The organism is Klenkia soli, assembly GCF_900103975.1.
GTDB classification, from domain to species: Bacteria; Actinomycetota; Actinomycetes; order Mycobacteriales; family Geodermatophilaceae; genus Klenkia; species Klenkia soli.
This window is the reverse complement of record NZ_FNIR01000012.1, coordinates 14147-29886: the sequence shown is the minus strand read 5'-3', so window position 1 is coordinate 29886 and position 15740 is coordinate 14147. Positions and strand designations below refer to the sequence as shown.

Below are 15740 nucleotides of genomic sequence, written 5' to 3'. Positions count from 1 at the left end.
GTGATCCTGAGGAGGACCCCATGCACATCGGCGTCGACAGCTTCGTGGCCGCGGTGACCGACCCCACCACCGGGGAGGCCGTGGGCCCGCAGCAGCGCATGGCCCACCTGCTCGAGGAGATCGCCCTGGCCGACCAGGTCGGGCTCTACTCGTTCGGGATCGGCGAGCACCACCGGCCCGAGTACTACGACTCGGCCCCGGCGATCATCCTGGCCGCCGCCGCGGCCCGCACCGAGCGCATCCGGCTGGGCAGCGCGGTCACCGTGCTCTCGGCCGCCGACCCGGTGCGGGTGTTCCAGCAGTTCGCCACCCTGGACCTGATCTCCGGCGGTCGCACCGACCTGGTGGTGGGCCGGGGCTCGTTCACCGAGGCCTTCCCGCTGTTCGGCCTCGAGCTGGCCGACTACGACTCGCTGTTCACCGAGAAGCTCGAGCTGCTGCTGCAGATCCGCGAGTCCGAGAAGGTCACCTGGTCGGGCCGGCACCGCCCCGCGCTGACCGGCCAGGGCGTCTACCCCCGACCCGCGCAGGAGCAGCTGCCGATCTGGGTCGGCGTCGGCGGCAGCCCCGAGTCCTTCGCCCGCGCCGGGCTGCTCGGCCTGCCGCTGATGGTCGCCATCATCGGCGGTGAGCCGCGCCAGTTCGCCCCGCTGATCGACCTGTACCGCCGGGCCGGTGCGCAGGCGGGGCACGCGCCGGAGAAGCTGCAGGTGGGCCTGCACGTGTTCGGCTACGTCGGCGAGAGCACCGAGGCCGCCTCGGACACCATCTACCCCGGCTGGCACGAGATGTTCACCAAGGTCAGCCGCGAGCGCGGGTTCCGGCAGCCCACCCGGGCCCAGTTCGACGCCACCTCCGGCCCCGACGGCGCGTTCTTCATGGGCTCGCCGCGGACCGTGGCCGAGAAGATCCGGCGGATCTCCGACCAGCTCGGCGGGGTCGACCGGCTGTCGATCCAGATGACCAACCCCCGGCTGGCGCACGCGGACCTGCTGCGCGGCATCGAGCTGCTGGGCACCGAGGTGGCCCCCGCGGTGGCCGACGCCTGACCCGACGTCCAGCGGTCACCACCCGGTGGGGTGAGGGCGTGGGCCGGGCCTCCAGGAGGGGCCCGCCCGCGCCGACAACCCCGGTGTGTGGACTCCAGCCAACTGGTCCGCCCGCCGGGGGGCGGGCAGGGGCGCTCCCCTGTGGGCGCTGCTCCTCGTGCTCGTCCTGCTCCCGCTGGGCAGCATGGGCGCCTTCGCCGTCGTCCTCGCCGGCCGCGCCGCCGACGCCGTGGCGTCCTCCACCGCCGCGGCCGAGCAGGTGCAGGCGTTCGGGGTGCTCTCCCAGGCAGCCAGCGCGGTGGACCAGGAGCTGGTCACCGTCGTCGTGCTGGCCTCGATGGACAACCCGCTGGCCGTGCAGCGACTGGGCATCACCCCGGCGTTCGCCGCTGCCGCCCAGGGCGTGCTCGCCGGCGCGGTGGCCGACGTGCGCACCGAGACCGACGCCCGCCTGGCCGCCGCGCGCGACCTCCCGGACTCCGCCGAGGTCGCGGCCCAGGTGCAGGACGAGGTGGCCGGCGTGCGCGCCTGGGTGGACGGCGACGGTGCCCTGGACCTCACCACCGTCCGCGACCGCTGGAGCGCGGTGGCCGACCGGCTGCACCGCGCCCAGGCCCGCATGGTGGTCTCGGCGGCCTCGCAGGCCGGCTCCACCGCGACCGTCTCGGCCATCCGCGACGTGCGGCTGCTGGCCGACCTGTCGGCGTCCATCACCCCCGACGTCGTGGACTTCCTCGGCTGGCAGCTCTACGAGGGCGGCGTGTTCGGCGGCCGGTACAGCTGGCAGTGGCTGCAGTCCCACGGGGCGGTCGAGACCGCCCGCGCCCAGCTCACGACCATCTCCGACCCCGCCGTCCGGCGGGCCGGTCTGGACCTCTCGAGGACCCCGGACGCGCTGGACGTGGCCGCCGTCTACGACCGCGCCATGGGCAGCACGCCCGTCTCGCCGTCCATCACCCAGCTGCAGAGCCTGATCGAGGGCGTCCTGAGCGTCACCGGCGAGACCTCCGACGTCCTCGACCGCGCCGTGGGGCTGGCCGCCGCTGCCGCGGCGACCGACGGCGAGCACGCCGACGGCACGCGCGACGCGACGATGGCCGCGGCCGCCGGGGCGGTGCTGCTGACCCTGGTCGTGCTCGGCGTCCTGGGCCGCCGGATGACCCGCTCGCTGGGCAGGGTGGCCGACGCCGCCGACGAGATCAGCCAGGGCCGGCTCGTGGACGTCGCCGAGCGCGGCCCCCGCGAGGTGCGGTCGGTGGGTCGGGCGCTGGGCGCCGCCGTCGGCAGCCTCCGTCGGATCCAGGACCAGGCCGGGGCCGTGGCCCGCGGTGACCTCGGCGACCCCGTGCTCGACGAGGCCGTCCCGGGTCCGCTGGGCGAGCTGCTGCACTCCTCGGTGGACCAGCTGGTCACCTCCATCCGGCAGCGCGAGCGGCTGCAGAGCGCGCTGGTGCACCAGGCCGCGCACGACCCGCTCACCGACCTGCCCAACCGCGCCCGGGCCCTCGACCTGACCACCGCCGCCCTGCACCGGGCGCAGCGGGCGGGTGCGGCGACCGGCCTGCTGTTCGTGGACCTCGACGGGTTCAAGGCCGTCAACGACCGCGCCGGGCACGCCGCGGGCGACGAGGTGCTGCGCACGGTCGCCACCCGCATGCGGGAGGAGGCGCGGGCCGGGGACACCGTCTGCCGGCTCGGGGGCGACGAGTTCGTGGTGCTGGTCGAGGCCGTCGCCGACGTCGGCGAGCTGGTCGCGCTGGGGGAGCGGCTGGTGGCCGCGATCTCGCAGTCCATGACGGTGACCTCGCCGACCGGTGCCCGTGCGGTGGCCGTCGGCGCCAGCATCGGGGTCGCCCTGGCCCAGGACGGCCAGGTCGACGGCGACCAGCTGCTGGCCCAGGCCGACGCCGCGGTCTACCGCGCCAAGCACGCCGGCCGCGGTCGGGTGGAGGTCTTCGACGACCAGCTGCGCAGCCACATCGAGGAGCGTCGGGACGTCGAGGTCGCCCTGCGCCGCGGGCTGGCCGACGGCGAGGTGCACGTGCTCTACCAACCGGTGGTGGAGGTGGCCGGCGGCGCGCTCGTGGGGTTCGAGGCCCTGCCCCGCTGGGAGCGGCCCGGTGTCGGGCTGCTGTCCCCCGAGGCGTTCGTCCCGGTCGCCGAGCAGAGCGACCTGGTGTGCGAGCTGGACCGGTGGGTGCTGCGCAGCGCGGTCGGCCAGCTGGCCGACTGGCGGGCTGCGCACGGGTTGGGCCGGGACGACGCCGGCCCGACCGTGTCGGTGAACGTCTCGGCCCGGTTCCTGGGTGACCCCCGGGTCACCGACACCGTGCTGGGGTGCCTGGTCGACGCCGGGCTGCCGTCGTCCTGCCTGGTGCTGGAGGTGGCCGAGCGGGCCGTCGTGGAGGCCCCGCTGCTGCTGGCGCACCTGGCGGCGCTGCGCGCCCTCGGGGTGCGGGTGGCGCTGGACGACTTCGGCACCGGCACCACGTCGATCGGCGCCCTGCGCCACCTGCCCGTGGACACCCTGAAGGTCGACGGCAGCTTCGTCTCTGCCGACCCCGCCGACCAGCGCCTGGTCGCCCTCATGGTGGCCACCGCGCACGCCAGCGGGTTGACCGTGGTGGCCGAGGGCGTCGAGCACGCGGCCGTGCTGGACCGGCTCGCCGCCGACGCCTGCGACGCCGCCCAGGGCTTCCACCTGTCGGTCCCGCTGCCGGCGGGGTCGGCCGGCGACCTGTTCCGCGCTGCGGTCTCGGGTGCCCCGGTCACCTGACGCACCTCGGGCCCGACCCCCGAGGAGGCCGGGCCCGGGACGCGCGGGTCAGGCGGTGGCCTTCTCCCCGGCGGCCGGTGCCGCCGCGGACGTGCCGCCCAGGGCCCGCTCCACGACGTCGCCGAGCACCTCGGAGACGTAGGCGAGCAGGGCGCCGCCGACCAGCGAGACCGCCGTGGCCCAGAACAGCCCGGCGTTGCCGAAGAAGCACGCCGCCCCGACGAAGGCACCGGGGATGAACGCCAGCGGCTTCACCCCGGCCTGCACGCACATCGCGAAGGCGCCGATCGCCACCATCAGCCCCAGCACGGCGGGGGAGCCCGCCGCGCTGATGCCGAGGGTGGCCCTCAGGATCAGCCACCCCCACACCAGGCCGCTGAGCGTGGAGCCCAGCGTCGAGACCAGCCCGGCGGTGCGGCCCCCGGCGGCGTAGAACACCGCCCAGGCCGCGAAGCCGACCCACACCACCAGCGGGGCGGTGAACGACCCGATCGCCGTGATGCTGCCGGCGACCCAGGTGAACAGCCCGGCGAGCACCCCGATGGAGATGCCCAGGGCGACGAGACGCCTCATCGCGTCCCTCCCTCTCAGGGAATGAGGATGGCGCGGCCGCGGACGCGGCCGTTGTCCAGGTCCTCGACGGCGCTCTGGAAGTCGTCCAGGCCGTACTTCTGGGTGTGCAGGGTGACCCGCCCCGCGGCGGCGAGCGCCATGAGCTCGACCAGGTCGTTGTAGGAGCCGACCAGGTTGCCGATGACGTTGACCTCGGTGGAGACCAGGTCGATGGTCGGGACGTCGACGTTCTCGCCGTAGCCGACCACCGAGTAGTCACCGGCCCGGCGGGTCATCGCCAGACCCTCCTTGGTGGAGCCGTTCTCGCCCACGAAGTCGACGACCACCTCGGCGCCGTGGCCGCCGGTGAGCTCCAGCACCTGCTCGACCTGGGTGCCGTCGGCGAGCACCCCGCGGTCGGCGCCGATCGACTCGGCCAGCTTGAGCGCGTCGGGGTTGCGGTCGATCACGATGAGCTCGGCCGGCGTGAGCGCCTTGGCGACCTGGATGCCGATGTGGCCCAGGCCGCCGGAGCCGATCATCACCAGCCGGTCGCCCGGGTGCAGGCGGCGGGCCGCCTTGGCCACCGCGTGGTAGGCGGTGAGGCCGGCGTCGGCCAGCGCGGCCACGTCGGCCGGTTCGAGCCCGTCGTCGATCTTCACGCAGCTGCGGGCCGAGGTCTTGAGGTACTCGGCGTAGCCCCCGTTGGTGTCGATGCCGGGGAAGGCCGAGTTCTCGCAGTGCACGTCGTCGCCGAAGCGGCAGGCGCGGCAGAGCCCGCAGGTGATCAGCGGGTGCAGGATCACCTTGTCGCCGACCGCCACGTTGGTGACCGCCGAGCCGACCGCGTCGACCCAGCCGGCGTTCTCGTGGCCGATCGTGTACGGCAGCTGCACCTGGCTCTTCTCGGCCCACTGGCCCTCGAGGATGTGCAGGTCGGTGCGGCACACCCCGGCGCCGCCGATCTTCACGACCACGTCGTGCGGACCGGTGACCTCGGGCTTGTCGATGTCGGTCAGCTCGAGCTTCTGGTGGTAGCCGGTGACGCGGACGGCCTTCACTTCAGGACCTCCAGGGGGAGTGCGTGGTCGATGGACGGGCGGAACACCTGGTCGGCGTCCGACCCGGGGTAGCGGGTGGTGAGCAGGCCCCGGCAGAAGTGCGCGTTGCCGTCGACCGAGACGCGCACCGACCGGGCCTTGCGGAAGGTCAGCGCGACCGCGTCCCTCGAGGGCGGCCTGCCGTCGGGGCCGAGCAGGACCGGCGAGGTCGGGGCCAGCGGGAGCCCGAGAGCGGCCCGCCGGTCGAGCAGGGCATCCCGCTCCCTCCCGGCCGGCAGGTCGCAGAGCCGGACGGCGGCGACGTCGTCCTCGGTGCGGTTCGGATCGGCCCGCACCCACGACGTGAGCGCGCGCTCCATCGCGGCCGTGTGCGCCTTGCGGTGGAACGTGGCCCGCAGGTCGTCGAGGGAGTGCTCGGCCTCGTGGCCGAAGGTGCCGCGGTAGTCGGCGTCCGCGGCCAGGCCGCGGTTGATCAGCTCGGAGTCGTGGTGGTCGTCGAGCTCGATGACCACCCGGCCCACGCCCGGGACGCCGCGGACGGCGTCCCGGGCGTCGCTGACCATCAGCCAGGCGAAGTTGGGCGCGCAGAACGAGGTGGGCAGCCGCAGGTGCACCTCGACGTCGCAGCCGTCCACCCCGTGGACGGACACCGAGCTGACGAAGCCGAGGTCGGTGATGGCCTCGTCCAGCTCGGGGTCGACGACGGCGTCCAGGGCGGTGCGGACGTCGGCCTCGGAGATGCGCGGCAGGACCGCCGTCATCAGGCCATCGCCAGGTTCTTGTCGGCGGCGTCGGGGTCGCGCGGACCGGTCGCCGTGGCGTCGGCCTCGGCCACCTGCAGCGCGGCCGGCACCGGGATGTCGTAGAGCTTGGCCGCGTTGAGACCGAGGATCTTCTTCTTCTGGTCGGTGCTCAGCGGGGCGTACTCGCCCAGCTCCGCCGGGATCTGGAAGTCCACGAACTTCTCGACCAGCCACTTCGGCGTCCAGATGGCGTAGTCGCTGGAGAACAGGATCCGGTCCTCGCCGATCCAGTACAGGAGCTCGCCGAGGATCTGGGCGAAGTACTTGGGTCGGGTGTGGATGAAGGGCATGGCCACGGCCAGGCCGCCGTAGACGTTGGGCTCCTGGGTGGCGATCCAGCAGAAGTCCTCGAGGCGGGGCAGGCCGACGTGCTCGACGATGAAGTTGAGGTCGGTGAAGTCGCTGGCCACGGCGTCGACGTCGGCGACGTCGAAGGCGTCGCGGTCCAGCGGGCGGATGGTGGGGCCCTTGTGCACGTGGATGTTCGTGATGCCGAGCTCGCGGCAGACCTCGAAGTACTTGTAGGCCATCGGGTCGTTGAGCTTCCAGCCGCGGCTCTCGCCGTGCCAGTCCGCGGTGTAGAGCTTGACGCCCTTGAGGTGCATCGTCTCGGCGTCCTCGCGGAGCCGGTCCAGGCCGTTCTCGCCGTCGCGGGGGTCGAAGTAGTGGTTGTAGGTCAGCTTGTCCGGGTGGGCCTGCGAGAGCTGGAAGGCCTCCTCGGTCTGCCCGAAGCCCTTCGAGTAGAACTCCTTGAGCCGGGCCGGCTGGAAGATCGCGTGGTCGACGATGCCGTCGGCGAAGACGTCGCGCATGAGCCGCTCGCCGCCCTGGTAGAGGTACTCGTCGTAGCCCCACACCTCCGACTCGGGGGAGAGGTTGCGGTGGTAGTCGTAGAAGCAGTCGATGAACTGCTTGCCGTGGATGTTCCGCTGGTTCTCCGGGCGGGCGTCCCACAGTGCGATGTGCGCGTCCACGACGAAGTAGTCGGTGCCGTCCTTGCTGTACACGGGGCCTCCTCTGGCCGGGCTCCGGTCACCGTCGGTGGGGGCCGGATCGCTCGTCGGTGACGCTAGGGCGGCATGCAGAGGTGCAGATGGGTCGACCTGTCTCACTTTGAGACGCGGGTCACGCCAGGTAGGTTGGGCGCGACGCAACGGGGCGTCGGTGGGGGTGGCCGTGGACCGCGAGCTGGACGTCGTGCCGCCCCGGGTGCGGGCCTCGTGGGTGCGCAGCGAGCGCTACGGCGTCTCGCCCGAGGCCGTGGAGCCGGTGTTCACCGGCTCGGTCGACACCGGGTCGCTGTTCTACCGGTGCGCCGCCGAGGTGCTCGGCGCGCTGCACGACACCCTGGGCACCGAGCCGGTCGGGCTGATGATGACCGACCACGAGGGCCTGGTGCTGGCCCGCTGGTCGGTCGACGCGGACATGAACAGGTCGTTGGACCGGGTGCACCTGGCGCCCGGCTTCTACTTCGGCGAACGCACCGCGGGCACCAACGGGCTGGCCCTCGCGCTGGCCGACCGGTCACCCTCGCTCGTGCGGTCGGGCGAGCACTTCGTCGCCCCGCTGCGGCGGTACACCTGCGCGGCCGTTCCGGTGCTCGACCCCCGCTCGGGCGACCTCACCGGCACGATCAACATGACCACCTGGTCCGAGGAGTCCTCCGACCTGCTGCTCGCCCTGGCGCAGTCCGCGGCCGGCAACACCGCGGCGCTCATGCACGCCCGCGCCGGCGGCCAGGTGGCGCGTCCGCTGCCGCGCGGCGAGGTCTTCCACGTGGTCGCCGACCGCCTGGCCGGCACCGAGGCGCTGGTCTCCCGGGTCTGGTCGCGCGCGGTCGAGGAGGCCCGGGCCGCCGTCCGGGCCGGTCGGCTGCTGACGGTGGTGGGTGAGCCCGGCACCGGCAAGACCGCGGTCGCCGCGCTGGCCCGGCAGGCCGTCGCCCGGCGCGAGCGGGTGCTGGTCGCCCGGCCGCCGGCCAGCGGTGAGGTCGAGGCGTGGCTCGCGCTGTGGACCCCCGAGCTCGCCGCCCCCGACACCTGCGTGGTGGTTGCGGGCGCCGACGCGCTGCCGGCCTGGGCGGCCGAGCAGCTGGCCGGTGCGGTGCCCCGCGGTGCCGCACCCCCGGTGGTGTTCACCGCGTCGTCCTTCGACGCGCTGCCCGAGCGGCTCGGGGCGGTGGTGGGCGCCGTCGTCGAGGTCCCGCCGCTGCGGCACCGGCCCGAGGACGTCGAGACCCTGGCCCGCTCGTTCGCCCGCGAGCACCGGCACCGCGACGTCCAGTTCACGCCCCGGGCGCTGCGCGCGCTGGCCGGCTACAGCTGGCCGGAGAACGTGCGCGAGCTGCGCTCGGTCGTGCGCGAGGCGGCCGGGCGGACCGACGTCGTCGACCTCGCGCACCTGCGTCCGGAGGTGCTGGCCGGGGGTAGCCGGTCGCTGACCCGGCTCGAGCAGCTCGAGCGCGACGAGATCCTGCGCTGCCTCACGGCGCCGGGTGCGACCGCGGTGCAGGCTGCGACCGAGCTCGGCATCTCCCGGGCCACGCTCTACCGCAAGATCCACCAGTACGACCTGCGCATCCCCGGCCGCTGAGGTCGCCCCTGCGCGTTGACCATGCACAACGGCAACGACGGCGCGCCGCGCTCCGGCGTGGCCTCGGTGCGGAACTGCACGATCAACGCCGGGGGAGGGCGAGGGCGGCGACCAGGCCGGCGGCGAGCACGGCGGCGGTGACGCCGAAGGCCAGCTGGTAGTCGACCGCGTCGGTCAGCGCACCGGCGGCCAGCGGGCCGAGGATCCCGCCGAGGTCCGAGGCCATCTGGAACACCGCGACCACGCGTCCGCCGCGGGCCGGGCTGACGTCGGCCACGAGCGCGGCCGGGGCGCTGGCCAGCAGCGAGGCGCCGAGGCCGAACACCGCCATGGACACCAGGAACACCGCGGTCGAGGGCGGACCGGCCAGCAGGGCGACCGAACCGGTGGCCAGGGCGGTGCCCAGCACCAGCGAGGGCCGCCGTCCCCAGCCGTCGACGAGGCGGCCCGACCGCAGCAGGCCGACGGCCTGGGCGACCGACCCGACCAGCAGGCCGGCGCCGGCCCAGGCGACGGTGCGGCCGAGGTCCTCGGTCACGTAGAGCGGCACGAGGGAGTTGCGGACGCCGAACAGCATCCAGCCCACCCCGAAGTTGACCACCAGCGCGGCCACGTAGGCGCGGTTGCGGACGGCCGCGGCGAGGGGGAGCGGGGGCGCGGCCTGCGGGGTGTCGGGGGCGGCGGCCTTCCCACCGGGCGCGCTGCTCCCGGGCGTGCGCAGCTGGGCCATCGCGACGGCCCCGGCCACGAGCAGGAACCCGGCGTAGAGCAAGAACGGCAACCGGGGCGACAGCGCCGCGAGGAGCCCACCGGCGGCCGGGCCGGCGATGCCGCCGAGGATGAACCCTCCCTGGAACGTCGCCGCCGACCGCCCGCGGTGCTCGGGCGGGGCCACCCGCAGCAGCAGCGACAGCGCCGCGACGGTGAACATCGCGCTGCTCACGCCGCCGGCCGAGCGCAGGACCAGGAACAGCGGGAAGTTGCCGACCAACCCGGCCGCGCCGGTGGTGAGCGCGACGACGACGAGACCCGCGGTGAGCACCACCCGCTCGCCGAACCGCTCGACCAGCGCGCCGCCGCCGAACGCCGAGACGAAGCGGAAGAACGCGAACGAGCTGACCGCCAGGCCGACCGCCGTGGTGCCGACGCCGAACGAGCGGACGTAGACCGGGATGGCCGGCGCGACGATGCCGAACCCGAGGGCGACGACGAAGGCCACGACGGCCAGCACCCGGACCTCGCGGGGCAGCGGTGCCCTGCCCCGGTCGGCCACCCCGGGATGCTCGCACGGTCAGGCCGTGGGAGAGGGCTCCGAAGGGGCGAAGCAGCAGAACTCGTTGCCCTCGGGGTCGGCCAGCACGTCCCACTCGATGCCGCCGGTCTCGGGGTCGACGTCGTCGCCGTCCTTGCCGCGCACGACGGTCGCGCCGAGGGTGACCAACGCTGCGGTGTCCCCGACGACGTCGAGGTGCATGCGGTTCTTCACGACCTTCGGGTCGCTGACCGGCACCACCCAGATCAGCGGTGCCCGGCCGGCGGGGTCGGTGATGGGGACCGGCCAGTCGCGGGGGCGGACCCAGCCGTCGTCGGCGGGCTCCAGGTCGTCGCGGCGGACGTAGCCCATCGCCGCGCACCACCAGTCGGCCAGGGCCTGGTGGTCGCGGGCGTCGATGCAGAGGTCCTTGAACCGTGCGGGTGAGGTCATGCGCGCACTGTGGCCGAGCTGCGACAGCGCTGCCACGGCATTCCTGGACTGCTGGTCAGAACGGTGGGGGATCGTCCACCCGCTCCACCCGGTCCGGGTCGTCGGCGGGGTCGTCGCACTGCGCGGCGGCGTCCGGGGCGGGCAGCGTGCGCTGGTCAGAGCCGGGGTCGTCGCGGGTGAGCAGACCCGCGACGATCAGGTGGTCGATGCCGTGACCCATGCCTGGTGGGCGGGTGACGCGGGTGACCCCGGACGGGGTGGTCACCGACAGCACACCGTCGGGGGTCATCTCGAACCGCCACCCGGGGGCCAGCGTCTTGAGCCGGTGGTGCCGGCGGCACAGGGTGCACAGGTTGCCGCAGTCGGTCTCACCGCCGTGGTGGTGGGCGACGACGTGGTCGGCATCGGTCCAGATCGCCGGCCGGGGACATGCAGGGTGGCGGCACCCGCGGTCGCGAGCGGCGATGAACCGCCGCTGGGCAGCGGTCGGTCGGTAGGCCGTCGTGGCCGGTGGCACATCGAGCGCCGGGCAGGCGCAGGCAGTGTGCTCCGGCGATGACATCGCGGACCGGCACGTGGCGGTCGGGCGAGGGTGCCGCGGGCAGCCTCGGGTGGCGGCCCGACGGAGCTCGGGCTCGGTGACGACGGCGCGCAGCCGACCGGTGCCGGGGTCGGTGAGTGCGATGTCCAGCGAGCCGCCGTCGGGGGCGTGCAGTTCGTCGAGGCCGGCATCGGACCAGTTCCGGAGCAACTCGCGCAGGTGCGCGGCCGTGACGCACAGCCCGCCCACCGTGCCGTGAGGCTCGGGCTCACCCGATTCCGCGGCGTCGTCGGGGTTGGGGCCCGCCTCCGGGACGTCGTCGGGGCCGGTGCCCGGCCCCGGGATGTCGGTCGTGGGCCGTGGTGGGAACAGGGATGGCAGCGGCGCGTGGATGGTGATGTGCGCGGTCGCCGGTGGTCGGGTGGTGTCCCACGCCCGCAGCAGCAGGTCAGCGGCCACCAGAGTGCGCAGTTGGCCGATCGGCCGGTCGTCGCCGTCGGCCTTGTACATCCGGGCGTAGCGGTCGGTGGCGTCGCGGCAGGCGGCGGCCGTGGCGGGATCGAGGGTGACGACGAGGTCGGCCAGCCCGTCGCGGCGACCGCGGACCTGGACGTCGGCGTCGCGTTCGGCCTGCTTGCGGGCGCGGTCGGCGGCTGCTGCGTCGTGCTCGAGCAGCAGGGCGGCGGTGCGGTCCTGCAGCCGGTAGGGGCCCTCACCCGAGATCGCCCAGGCCAGCGCCTCGGCCTCGACAGCGGCGATGACGTCGGCGTCGACCTCGGGTTGCTGCCGGCCGAGCACGGCCACCAGCGCCCGGGCGCGCGGTAGGTCGATGCGGCCGTCGGCCAGGGCGTGCCAGGTGGCGGGAAGCTGGTGGACGAGCACCAGGGCGGTGTTGGCGATCGTGTGCGCCCGGGTGCGGGAGACACCCAGCACGGCGGCCACTTCGTCGACGAAGAACTCGCTGACCCCGGGGAACTCACGGGCGGGTGACCAGCCGTCGACGGGACCACCGGGGTGGTCGCCGTGCTCCCAGAGGTCGGGACGGAGGTCGGCCAATCGCGCGACCACGCCGACCTCGTAGGCGTCGAGGCGTGCCCGCAGGTCGGTGATGCGCTGCAGCTCGCCGGCGCAGGCGGCGTCGTCCAGCATGCGCGGGGCGAGCACCTCGCAGAGGCGCTGCGGGCGGTCGAGGACCTCGGTCGGGGAGGGAGGCGGGGGGCTGACGACGGCGATCTGCAAGGCCACCCCCAGTCGCGCCCGCGTCTCCATGACCGGCACGCTAGGGGAGGGGTACGACAAATTCGGGGCTGAGCTGCAGGGGCTGGATGTCCCCCCGCGTCGGGGCTCGAGGTCCGGGCGCTCACCCGGACGACGGCGTGGGCGCTGCCCTGCACCGTGGCGGGTCTCGTGCTGGTCTCCGCCCCCGACGTCCTCGGTCAGCTCCTCGTGCTCGGTGCGCCGCGGTGGGTCAGCGGCGCCAGTAGAGGTGGTGCACCGCGCGGCCGGTCGGGCTGGCGACCTGCTCGTGGTGGTAGCGGTCGTCGAGCTCGTCGGGCGAGGTCCACAACCGCGACCCGCCGCCGATCGTCACCGGCGCGACCGCGACGTGCAGCGTGTCGACCAGGCCGGCGTCGAGGAACGCCCGCACCGTCGTGGCGCCACCGCCCAGCCGGACGTCGAGGCCCCCAGCCGCCTCGGTGGCCCTGGCGAGGACCTCGGCCGGCGGCCCGTCGACGAAGCGGAAGGTGGTGTCGCCGAGGGTGAACGAGGGCCGCAGGTGGTGGGTCCAGACGAACACGGGGGTGCGGAACGGCGGCTCGTCGCCCCACCAGCCCTGCCACTCGTGGTCGGTCCACGGGCCCCGGTGCGGCGAGAACTTGTTCGCGCCCATGATCTCGGCGCCGATGCCGACGGCGTAGTCGCGGGTGAACAGGTCGTCGACGCCGCGGGTGTCCTCGCCGTTCGACGGGCCGGGGAACGAGGCGGTCGAGAAGGCCCAGGCCATCAGCTCGCCCGGGTTCGCCGTCCCGAAGGGTCGTTCGAGGCTCTGGCCCTCGCCCGCGCCGTAGCCGTCGGCGGACACCGTGAAGTTCTGCACCTTCAGCACGGCACCATCCAACCCGTGAACCAGCCCTTCCGCACCGTCCTGCTTCCCGGACGGCACCACGTGCTGACCCGCTTCCAGGCCGACTACCTACGCGCGCTCCTGGCCGGCGAGGTCACCGACACCGAGGGCGAGCCGGTCGCGATGGCGCCCGACGCCGCCGTCGTCTGGGCGGTCACCTCGGCGAACCACCGCGGCACCCGCCGCAACCCGGTGCCCGCGGCCCGGCGCGAGGCCGCGATCGAGCGGTTCGCGCTCACCGAGGGCATCGAGAGCATCGTGGTCGGCGTCGTGGACGTCGCCCCCACCGACCGGTTCGCCGAGCTCACCGTGAAGACCGTCGCGCACGAGACCGGGGGACGGCGCACCCCCACCCCGGCCGACACCGTGGTGGCCTGCTCCACCGCGGCGGTCACCGCGATGTACCGCGACCTCGGGTTCCGCGTCGTCCCGGTCGAGGCCGGGCACCCCGACGACCCGGCCCGGCCCTGGGACGTGCTCGGCATGCTGGTGGCCGGGGACGAGCGCTGGCGGGACCTCGCCCACCCGGCCACGCTGTCGGTGTTCGACCGCTACGGCCTGGCCGAGGCGACCCGGCTGATCTGCACCGACCCCGTGGTGGGCGACGAGGGCGGGCTGACCGCCACGCGCGAGTACCGCTCGTACATCGCGGCGTTCGAGGCCGCGGCGCAGCGCAAGTGGGACCAGGCCCGGCCGTGGGTGCGCCCGGGCCGCATCGTGGACGTCGGCTGCGCCACCGGGGCGATGCTCGAGCTGGCCGCGGCCGAGCCGACCCTGCACGAGTCCGACCTCTTCGGCGTGGAGGTGGCCCGGCACCTCTACGACGAGTGCGAGCACCGCAAGGCCCAGGGTGCGTTCGCGGCCAACCCGAACACCTTCTTCGTGCAGGCGAACGTGCTCAACGGGTCGGTCTTCCCCGACGGCACCGTGGACACCACCACCACGTTCGCCCTCACCCACGAGATCCTCAGCTACGGCGGCGGGGTGGCCGCCGTCCGCGACCTGGCCCGGTCCGTCGCCGCGCACACCGCCCCCGGCGGGGTGTGGATCAACTCCGACGTCTGCGGCCCGGCCGACGGCGACCGGCCGGTGCGCCTCCGCCTGCGCACGGACGACGGCGCCCGGCCGGAGGGTCCCGTGGACCTGGCCGCCCTGCCGGACCCGAAGGCCCACCTGGACCGGTTGTCCACCCGCGCCCGGTTCGACCAGTTCGCCGTGGACTTCCGGCGCGGCGCCGGCGTCCCGTTCCCGTTCACCACCGACGGCGGCGACGTCCTGCTCTCGCTGGCCGACGCCATGGAGTTCCTGTCCAAGCGCAGCTACACCGACAACTGGCTCAGCGAGACCCACGAGCAGTTCTGCGCGCTGGACGGCGCCGCCTGGACCCGGCTGGTCACCGACGCCGGGTTCCAGGTCGACCCGCGGGTCGGGGCCTGGCGCAACGACTGGCTGGTCGAGCACGTCTTCGCCCCGGTCGCCCAGCTGCTCGACCCGGTCACGGGCGAGCAGCTGGACTGGCCCGTCACCCACGTCCTGCTGGTCGCCCGCATGCCGGAGGGCCCCGCCGTCGCGGGGTAGTTCAGGGCACCAGGACGACCTTGCCGCGCAGGCCGCCGTCGTCCGAGCGGGCGTGCACACCGGCCAGCTCGGCGAGCGGGAGCCGCTGCGCGACGTCGACGTGCAGCTCACCCCGGTCGACCATCTCGACCAGACGGCGCAGCGCGGCCCGGTCGGGACGCACGAACAGGCCCACCACCCGCGGGTCGTCGGGCACCGGCACCCCGGGCACGGTGTTGACCAGGACGCCGTCGGGGCGCAGCAGGTCCAGCAGGCCGCGCGCGGCGTCCGCGTCGACCCGGCCGAGGTTGAGGACGGCGTCGAACGGCCCGAGCTCGCCGAGGTCCTGCCCGTGCTGGACGACGTGCTGCGCGCCCTCGGCCCGGACGTGCTCGGCCCCGGCCGCGCCGGTGGCGGCGGTGACCTCGATGCCGGCGGCCGCCGCGAGCTGCACGGCGAAGCTGCCGACCGCGCCCCCGGCGCCGTTGACGAACAGGCGCTGGCCGGCCGTGAGCCCGGCGTCGGCGACGACCGCCTGCCACGCGGTCGTCGCGGGCGAGGGGAGTGCTGCTGCGTCGACCAGCGGGACGGACGTCGGTGCAGCCACCCAGGCCTGCTCCGGGGCGACGACCAGCTCGGCGGCCGCGCCGTCGGCCACCATCGGGAGGAACCCGACGACCCGGTCGCCCACGGCGAGGTCGGTGACGTCGGGGCCCAGCTGGTCGACCACGCCCGAGGCGTCGTAGCCGGGCACGTGCGGGAAAGCGATGGGGAAGGCCTCCCGGACCCAGCCGCCGCGGATGCCGGCGTCGACCGGGTTGAAGGCCACCCCGGCGACCCGGACCCGCACCTCCCCGGGGCCGGGGACCGGGTCGGGGGCGTCCTCGAGGCGCAGGACGTCGGCGGAGCCGTACTCGTGGAACCGGACTGCCTTCATGGCGGGACCTCTCTGCGACGAATGTGCTTCGAAGCTGAAGCA

The 15740-nt window shown here is 74.5% G+C and carries 13 protein-coding genes; 4 read left to right on the top strand and 9 right to left on the bottom strand.

Annotation, left to right across the window (positions count from 1 at the left end):
* Positions 1-20 precede the first annotated feature (20 nt).
* Entirely contained in the window at positions 21-1049 is a 1029-nt protein-coding gene (locus tag BLS67_RS18010) for an Atu2307/SP_0267 family LLM class monooxygenase (protein ID WP_091247761.1), read from the top strand.
* Between the two features lie 157 nt (positions 1050-1206).
* Positions 1207-3825 (top strand): putative bifunctional diguanylate cyclase/phosphodiesterase, encoded by a 2619-nt coding sequence (locus BLS67_RS18005; protein WP_091247759.1) that lies wholly within the window; start codon positions 1207-1209, stop codon positions 3823-3825.
* Positions 3826-3873: 48 nt separating this feature from the next.
* Here the strand turns inward: BLS67_RS18005 and BLS67_RS18000 are convergent, their stop codons facing one another.
* The 4 genes from BLS67_RS18000 to BLS67_RS17985 are packed head-to-tail and all read right to left on the bottom strand — an operon-like array spanning position 3874 to position 7248.
* The gene (locus BLS67_RS18000) at positions 3874-4398 is read right to left on the bottom strand and encodes a DUF1097 domain-containing protein (RefSeq protein WP_091247757.1); all 525 of its coding nucleotides are present in this window, start codon (positions 4396-4398) and stop codon (positions 3874-3876) included.
* A gap of 14 nt (positions 4399-4412) precedes the next feature.
* Positions 4413-5438, bottom strand: a complete 1026-nt coding sequence (locus BLS67_RS17995; RefSeq protein ID WP_091247756.1) for an NAD(P)-dependent alcohol dehydrogenase — start codon at positions 5436-5438, stop codon at positions 4413-4415.
* Positions 5435-6199, bottom strand: a complete 765-nt coding sequence (locus BLS67_RS17990) for a metal-sulfur cluster assembly factor (protein ID WP_091247754.1) — start codon at positions 6197-6199, stop codon at positions 5435-5437. The genes BLS67_RS17995 and BLS67_RS17990 overlap by 4 nt, the downstream gene beginning before the upstream one ends.
* The gene (locus tag BLS67_RS17985) at positions 6199-7248 is read right to left on the bottom strand and encodes an amidohydrolase family protein (protein ID WP_091247752.1); all 1050 of its coding nucleotides are present in this window, start codon (positions 7246-7248) and stop codon (positions 6199-6201) included. The genes BLS67_RS17990 and BLS67_RS17985 overlap by 1 nt, the downstream gene beginning before the upstream one ends.
* A gap of 169 nt (positions 7249-7417) precedes the next feature.
* Here BLS67_RS17985 and BLS67_RS17980 point away from each other — a divergent pair, with 169 nt between their 5' ends.
* Positions 7418-8833, top strand: a complete 1416-nt coding sequence (locus BLS67_RS17980) for an AAA-type ATPase lid domain-containing protein (protein WP_091248073.1) — start codon at positions 7418-7420, stop codon at positions 8831-8833.
* A gap of 82 nt (positions 8834-8915) precedes the next feature.
* Here BLS67_RS17980 and BLS67_RS17975 read toward each other — a convergent pair whose 3' ends face one another.
* The 4 genes from BLS67_RS17975 to BLS67_RS17960 form a co-directional block, all read right to left on the bottom strand.
* Entirely contained in the window at positions 8916-10106 is a 1191-nt protein-coding gene (locus BLS67_RS17975; protein ID WP_091247750.1) for an MFS transporter, read from the bottom strand.
* Positions 10107-10124: 18 nt separating this feature from the next.
* Positions 10125-10538 carry a VOC family protein gene (locus tag BLS67_RS17970; RefSeq protein ID WP_091248067.1) on the bottom strand — a complete coding sequence of 138 codons (414 nt, stop codon included), beginning with the start codon at positions 10536-10538 and terminating at the stop codon, positions 10125-10127.
* A gap of 55 nt (positions 10539-10593) precedes the next feature.
* Positions 10594-12348 (bottom strand): HNH endonuclease signature motif containing protein, encoded by a 1755-nt coding sequence (locus BLS67_RS17965; RefSeq protein ID WP_131801781.1) that lies wholly within the window; start codon positions 12346-12348, stop codon positions 10594-10596.
* A gap of 199 nt (positions 12349-12547) precedes the next feature.
* Positions 12548-13186 carry a dihydrofolate reductase family protein gene (locus tag BLS67_RS17960; protein WP_242654175.1) on the bottom strand — a complete coding sequence of 213 codons (639 nt, stop codon included), beginning with the start codon at positions 13184-13186 and terminating at the stop codon, positions 12548-12550.
* 15 nt (positions 13187-13201) lie between these two features.
* On the opposite strand from BLS67_RS17960, the gene BLS67_RS17955 reads away from it, so the two are divergent.
* The gene (locus tag BLS67_RS17955; protein WP_091247745.1) at positions 13202-14782 is read left to right on the top strand and encodes a class I SAM-dependent methyltransferase; all 1581 of its coding nucleotides are present in this window, start codon (positions 13202-13204) and stop codon (positions 14780-14782) included.
* A 1-nt stretch (position 14783) separates the two neighbouring features.
* Here BLS67_RS17955 and BLS67_RS17950 read toward each other — a convergent pair whose 3' ends face one another.
* Positions 14784-15698, bottom strand: a complete 915-nt coding sequence (locus BLS67_RS17950) for an NADP-dependent oxidoreductase (RefSeq protein WP_091247744.1) — start codon at positions 15696-15698, stop codon at positions 14784-14786.
* Between the last annotated feature and the right edge of the window lie 42 nt (positions 15699-15740).